8 protein-coding genes are annotated in these 5,175 nt (G+C 68.3%); 5 read left to right on the top strand and 3 right to left on the bottom strand.

Annotated features, from left to right (window positions below; genetic code table 11):
* The first annotated feature begins 91 nt into the window (after window positions 1-91).
* Window positions 92-607, top strand: coding sequence for a gliding motility lipoprotein GldH (locus BEN49_RS11235; RefSeq protein WP_070743382.1), 516 nt, complete (start codon window positions 92-94; stop codon window positions 605-607).
* Between the two features lie 71 nt (window positions 608-678).
* On the opposite strand, the gene BEN49_RS11230 is transcribed toward BEN49_RS11235, so the two are convergent.
* Window positions 679-873, bottom strand: coding sequence for a cold-shock protein (locus BEN49_RS11230; protein WP_070743364.1), 195 nt, complete (start codon window positions 871-873; stop codon window positions 679-681).
* A gap of 150 nt (window positions 874-1,023) precedes the next feature.
* Between BEN49_RS11230 and BEN49_RS11225 the strand changes: the two genes are divergently transcribed.
* The 3 genes from BEN49_RS11225 (at window position 1,024) to BEN49_RS11215 (ending at window position 3,071) form a co-directional block, all read left to right on the top strand.
* Window positions 1,024-1,971: a hypothetical protein gene (locus BEN49_RS11225; RefSeq protein WP_070743361.1), complete on the top strand. Its 948-nt coding sequence runs from the start codon at window positions 1,024-1,026 to the stop codon at window positions 1,969-1,971.
* Between the two features lie 67 nt (window positions 1,972-2,038).
* The gene (locus BEN49_RS11220; RefSeq protein ID WP_070743359.1) at window positions 2,039-2,272 is read left to right on the top strand and encodes a hypothetical protein; all 234 of its coding nucleotides are present in this window, start codon (window positions 2,039-2,041) and stop codon (window positions 2,270-2,272) included.
* Between the two features lie 205 nt (window positions 2,273-2,477).
* A complete protein-coding gene (locus BEN49_RS11215; RefSeq protein WP_070743356.1) occupies window positions 2,478-3,071 on the top strand; it encodes a DinB family protein in 594 nt (197 codons plus the stop codon).
* A 16-nt stretch (window positions 3,072-3,087) separates the two neighbouring features.
* Here the strand turns inward: BEN49_RS11215 and BEN49_RS11210 are convergent, their stop codons facing one another.
* Both BEN49_RS11210 and BEN49_RS11205 read right to left on the bottom strand, forming a co-directional pair.
* Window positions 3,088-3,816 carry an esterase family protein gene (locus tag BEN49_RS11210; protein ID WP_070743353.1) on the bottom strand — a complete coding sequence of 243 codons (729 nt, stop codon included), beginning with the start codon at window positions 3,814-3,816 and terminating at the stop codon, window positions 3,088-3,090.
* A gap of 13 nt (window positions 3,817-3,829) precedes the next feature.
* Window positions 3,830-4,468: a GDSL-type esterase/lipase family protein gene (locus BEN49_RS11205; RefSeq protein WP_070743352.1), complete on the bottom strand. Its 639-nt coding sequence runs from the start codon at window positions 4,466-4,468 to the stop codon at window positions 3,830-3,832.
* A 268-nt stretch (window positions 4,469-4,736) separates the two neighbouring features.
* Between BEN49_RS11205 and BEN49_RS11200 the strand changes: the two genes are divergently transcribed.
* Window positions 4,737-5,175: hypothetical protein (locus tag BEN49_RS11200; RefSeq protein ID WP_141765648.1), on the top strand; the 439-nt coding region annotated here is incomplete at its 3' end.

Genomic DNA, 5,175 nt, shown 5'->3' with positions numbered 1-5,175 from the left:
GTGGCGAAGGCCGCAGCGGCGGCGACGGCGCCGCCAATCCTGGTGCTGGCCCCGCGCCGGCCGGTGCTTAAGCTTATGATAATAAATGAATATGCTTCGCCTTTTTGATTTGAGTTTTTGGGTGCGGCCGCGGGCCGTGGTGGGGGCCCTGGGCTTGCTGGCGCTGGCCGGCTGCGACCCCAACCGCGTGTTTGAGGAGAATACTGACTTCCCCAACAACTCGTGGGACGTGCAGCGGAAGCCCGCCTTCTCGTTTGCCATTGCCGACACGGCGGCGCGCTACGACGTGTACTTCGACGTGCGCAACGCCTCGGCGTACCCCTTCTACAACCTCTACGTGAAGGCGACGCTAACGGGCCCCGGCGGCCGCGTGGGGGCCCCGCTGCTGCACCAGATGTTGCTGATGGACCCCAAAACCGGTGAGCCGCGCGGCAGCGGTACCGGCGACATCTTTGACCACCAGATTCTGGCCCTGCCCCGCCAGCGCTTCGCCCAGCCCGGCAACTACACCCTCACGCTGGAGCAGTTCATGCGCCAGGACCAGCTGCCCGGGCTAATGGCCGTGGGTGTGCGCGTGGCCAAGTACCAGGCCCCAGCCAAGAAATAACGGCCCCGGGGCCCACAAAAAAAGCCGGCCCGCAGTGCGCGGGGCCGGCTTTTTTTGTGGGCCAAAACGGGCTACACGATGCGCGTTACCTCCACGGCGTTGGGGCCCTTCTTGCCGGCTTTGACGGCGAACTGCACCCGGTCGCCTTCCTCGATTTCGTGGATGAGGCCAGTCTGGTGCACAAAAATCTCCTCCTCCGTGCCGTCGGGGATGATGAAGCCGAAGCCCTTGGCGTCGTCGTAAAATTTAACCGTACCGGTTTCCATAAGCAGCGAATCGAAAATAAAAGGGAAGCGTGGCCGCAAAAATACGGCCCCGCCCGCAACCCGCCGCGCCGGGGCCCCAACCGTGGCCCGGGGCGCGCGTATAGTTTGGGGCCCCCCGGGGCTTTCCCAACCCCTTAATTTCTTCGCCCCATGAGCACCGAAAACCTCAACACCGAATCGAACGACATCGCCGGTAACCGCGTCGACGGCCCCGTGGGCAACACGGCCACGAAACCCGTGCCCCCGGCCGGTACGCCGCCCGTCCGGCCGGTGTCGAGCGAGCAACTGGCCGATGCCGAAACCAGCGTGAGCGAAGGGGGCGTGGACAACCACGGCCAGCAGGAAAACAAGGAGGCCGACCCCGCCGACCTCGACCCCGAGCCTAGCGACCCGGCCCCGGCCGGGCAGCCCAACAGCTACGGCGGCAACTTCGGCAACTCCACCCAGGACGTGGCCGGCGACGCGGGCCGCCTCGACAATCAACTGGCCGACGCCAGCCGGGGCGAGTTTGGCCGCCAGGGCGACCACAACACCCACGGCGGCTACGGCAACCAGTACCGCGAGGCCGATTACGAGCCCCGCAACTCGCCCGAAGACCGCTACTACGGGGGCCCCGGCGAGCCCGGCCCGCAGCACAATTCCTACCAGCCCGACCGCAACCAGCTGGTGAATGCCAACTCGCCCGACGCCGCCCTGCCGCCCGCGCCCGGCCCCGAAACGCCGGGCCCCGACGGCCGCGGCAACCAGCACGACACCCGCAACCTGCCCGGCCGCGACGATGCCCGCGCCAACCAGCAGAACGACAACAGCGCTGCCCCCGCCCAGGGCCCCGGCTACGCCGCCGACTACGGCCACACGGCCTTCGGCGGCGGGGCCCCCACGCCCACGGCGGCGCCCACCGCTGCACCCCAACGCAACCAGGGCGAAGACGACCGCTCCTCACGCGGGGGCTATGACAACCAGGGCTCGGCCAACGGCCCCGGTGGCTCGGCGGCCACGGGCGCGGCTCCGGCGCCCCCCGCTACCGGCGGCACGCCCGCCCCCGGATGCCGCTGGCGAAGGCTATGGGGACAAAGGCCGGCAGGGCGAAGCGCATAAGCCCGACTACGCCACTGGTGACGACCGCAGTGGCTTTGGTGAAGGTGCCAACGCGGCCCAGCAGGCCATGCACGAGGGCTTCGGCTCGAAGGGTGGCTCTTATGATGACCAGTACGCCGCTGGCCAGCCCGGTGCCACGGGCGGCTCGCCGGCCCAGGGCGACTACACCCAGCAGCAGCGCGACGCCAAGAACAGCGGCCCCGCCGCCCAAGAGGCCGCCCGCCCCGCCGGGGCCCCCGACGAGCAAGCCGATACGGCCCCCAAGCCCAACGCCGGCCGTGCGGAAGGCGACGAAAAATAATTTTTGCGGCCGCCTCAATGCCCATCCAACATGCTTCCCGGCCACCGGGAAGCATGTTGTGCGTAGGGCCCCAAGGGCCCCAAGGGCCCGGCGGCCCGCTACTGCCCGGCAGTAGCCTGTCCGGCCAAGCGCTGCCGTAGGGCCCTGCTGAACCGAATCGGGTGGCTGGCTGTAATATTGCATTCCTGTAAGCGTCTCCCTGCGTATGCCCGCGCCCCCCCGTGCCTCCTCTGATTTCTTAGACGACCTCACCAACGCCCTGTTGGTGTTGCGGGTGCAGGCGCAGCGCCAGTTCCACCCGCTGGGCCCCGAGGTGCTGAACCGCCGCCCCGGCCCAGGCCCGGGGCCCTGGAGCGTGGGCGAGTGCCTGGAGCACCTCAACATCGTGGGCGGCTACTTCCTGCCCACCATTGGGGCCCGCCTGCGCCGGGCCCAGGAACGCGGCAGCCAGCCCGCGCCCACGGTGAAGCCCGGCCTGGTAGGAGCCCGCCTAGTGGCCAGCTTGCGCGTGCCCGCCACCGAAAAGCCCCGCATGACGCCCCAGCGCTACGCTCCCACCGGCACCCGCCTCACCCGCACCGTGACGGAGGTGTACAGCCGCCAGCTCGACGAGCTGCTGAGCCTCGTGCTGCGCGCCCGCCAGGTGAACGCCAACGCGGTCCGCATCCCCAACCCGCTGTTTCCACTGCTGCGCCTGCGCCTGGTGGACCAGCTCGAATACCTCGTGGTGCACTTGCAGCGCCACGCCGCCCAGGCCATGCGGGTGCTGGCCAGCCTGCCCGTGGCGGCCGACAAATAGCGCCGGGCGGGTCCTTCTACAAGTACAGCTCCACCATGTGCTGCCATGCCGGCGGCGCGTGCGCCTCGCCGGCCCACACGTGCAGCTGGTGGCCAATGCCCTTGCCGTGGAGCAGCTGGCTCAGGAACAGGTTGTCGGCCAGAAAGGCATCTTCGGCCCCCACGGCCAGCGTGACTTCCATTTGCCGCAGGCTGGCCAGGTAGCCCTCGTCGGTGAGGTTGGCCAGGAAGCGGTTGGGCGTGTTCAGGTACACGGCCTCGTCGACGTAGCCCTGGAACAAGTCGCGGAAGGAGGCCATCGGCTGGGTGAGGTCGTAGCGGCCGCTCAGGCCCAGCACTTTAGCGAACAAGTGCGGGTGCCGGAAGGCCAGGTTGACGGCGTGGTAGGCCCCCATGCTGCACCCGGCGGCTATCAGGCAGGGGTGGGGGTTGAGCTGTTGGGTGAGGGGCAGCACCTCGCCGAGGAGGTAGCGCTCGTACTGCAAGTGGCGCCCGATGCGCTCGGCCGGGTGCTTGGCGGCGCAATAAAGGCTTTCGGCGTCGATGCTGTCGAGGCAGTAGAGCTGCAAGCAGCCGCCTTCCACCTTGGGGCGCAGGGCCTCCACCACGCCCCAGTGCTCGTAGTCGAAAAACCGGGCCCGCCGCGTGGGAAACAGCAGCACCCGGGCCCCGCCCTCGCCAAAAACGGCCAGCTCCATCCGCCGGCCCAAAGCCGGGCTAAACCATTCGTGGTACTCGCGGCGCATGGCAAAGCGGGGGCTAGGTGAGGAGTGGGCGGTCGGGCGCCGACGGTAGGTTTTGCAGCCGCATGTGGGTGAGCTGGGCGTCAATTTCCTGCTGCCAGAGGGCGTAGCCCAGCGGCGAGAGGTGCAGGCCGTCGGCCGCGTACAGGGCCGGCTGGGGATTGCCGCGCCCGTCCAGCATCCGGTCGTAGAGGTTGAGGAAGTACAGCGGGGGCCCTACTGCGGCCACCCGCTGGGCAATGGCGGCGTTAGCGTACTCGATGCGGCCGCGCAGGTGCCGCCGGGCCGGGCTGGGCTTGATGGACACGAAGCACAGCGGCAGGGCCCCCAGCGCCGCCGCGACGCTGGCCCGCAGGTGGTCGAAAAACAACACCACTTCCTCGGCCGTGCGGTCGTCGCCGAGGTCGTTGTCGCCGGCGTACACCAGCAAGGCATCGGGCCGGTGCGGGGGCACCACCTGCCCAAAAAACCAGGCGCAGGCCGCCAGCGTCGAGCCCCCAAACCCCAGGTTAACGGCCTCTATTTGCGGGAAGCACTGCGTCAGCCCCGGCCACTGGGTGAACGTGCTGCTGCCGTAGAACACAACCTTAGGCCGTGTGCTCCGGCCCGGGGCCTTGGCTAACAGCCGCGCTATTTCTGCTTGGTACCACTCCATATAGCTGCGAAGGAAGGGGCGGGGTCTGCCCGCCCGCGGGGCCCCGGTGGCCGCGGCCGTGGCGGAATAATTTGTGCCTGACGCTTCTATAAACTCCTTGGCCAAAGGTCGGCTGCCGGCAATGTACAAACCTTATCCCCCAGATTATCAGTAAATGATGTTTGCGGCGGGCGGGTGGCGGGTGGCCCGAAGATAATTGCGCGGCCCGTGTGGAATCTGGCGGGTCCCGGCATCTTTGGGGCCCCAACCGTTCCCTTCGCTGCCGCTTATGCGCCCGTTCCTGCTTGCCTGCCTCCTGCTGCTGATGACCTTTTTCGCCGACCGTGCCGCGCCGGGCCCCATCACGCCGTACCCCGCGCAGTGGAAAAAAATTGACGCCCTCCTGAAAAAAGAGCAAACGGCCACCGCCGCGCCGCTCATCGAAAAAATCTACCAGCAGGCCCGGCGTGAAAACAACACCCCCGCCTACGTCCGGGCCCTGCTCTATAAAATTCGGCTGCTGGAGAACAAAGAAAACGACGCCGACGAAAAGGCCATTGCCCTGCTCGAAGCCGATGTGAAAACGGCCCAGTTCCCGGCCCGGCCCGTGCTGCACTCGCTGCTGGCCGGCCTCTACGCCGACTACTACAACCAGCACCGCTACCAGCTGTACGAGCGCACCGCCGGGGCCGCGCCCACCGCCGACGGCGCCACGCCCGGCGCGGCTG

Source organism: Hymenobacter coccineus (assembly GCF_001816125.1).
In the GTDB taxonomy this organism is placed as follows: Bacteria; Bacteroidota; Bacteroidia; order Cytophagales; family Hymenobacteraceae; genus Hymenobacter; species Hymenobacter coccineus.
The sequence above is the reverse complement of the archived record's forward strand: the minus strand, read 5'-3'. Positions and strand labels throughout refer to the sequence as shown.

Coding starts and splice junctions, on each gene's coding strand:
- BEN49_RS11235 (WP_070743382.1), top strand. CDS start 92: ATGCTTCGCCTTTTTGATTTGAGTTTTTGGGTGCGGCCGCGGGCCGTG.
- BEN49_RS11230 (WP_070743364.1), bottom strand. CDS start 873: ATGGAAACCGGTACGGTTAAATTTTACGACGACGCCAAGGGCTTCGGC.
- BEN49_RS11225 (WP_070743361.1), top strand. CDS start 1,024: ATGAGCACCGAAAACCTCAACACCGAATCGAACGACATCGCCGGTAAC.
- BEN49_RS11220 (WP_070743359.1), top strand. CDS start 2,039: ATGCACGAGGGCTTCGGCTCGAAGGGTGGCTCTTATGATGACCAGTAC.
- BEN49_RS11215 (WP_070743356.1), top strand. CDS start 2,478: ATGCCCGCGCCCCCCCGTGCCTCCTCTGATTTCTTAGACGACCTCACC.
- BEN49_RS11210 (WP_070743353.1), bottom strand. CDS start 3,816: ATGCGCCGCGAGTACCACGAATGGTTTAGCCCGGCTTTGGGCCGGCGG.
- BEN49_RS11205 (WP_070743352.1), bottom strand. CDS start 4,468: ATGGAGTGGTACCAAGCAGAAATAGCGCGGCTGTTAGCCAAGGCCCCG.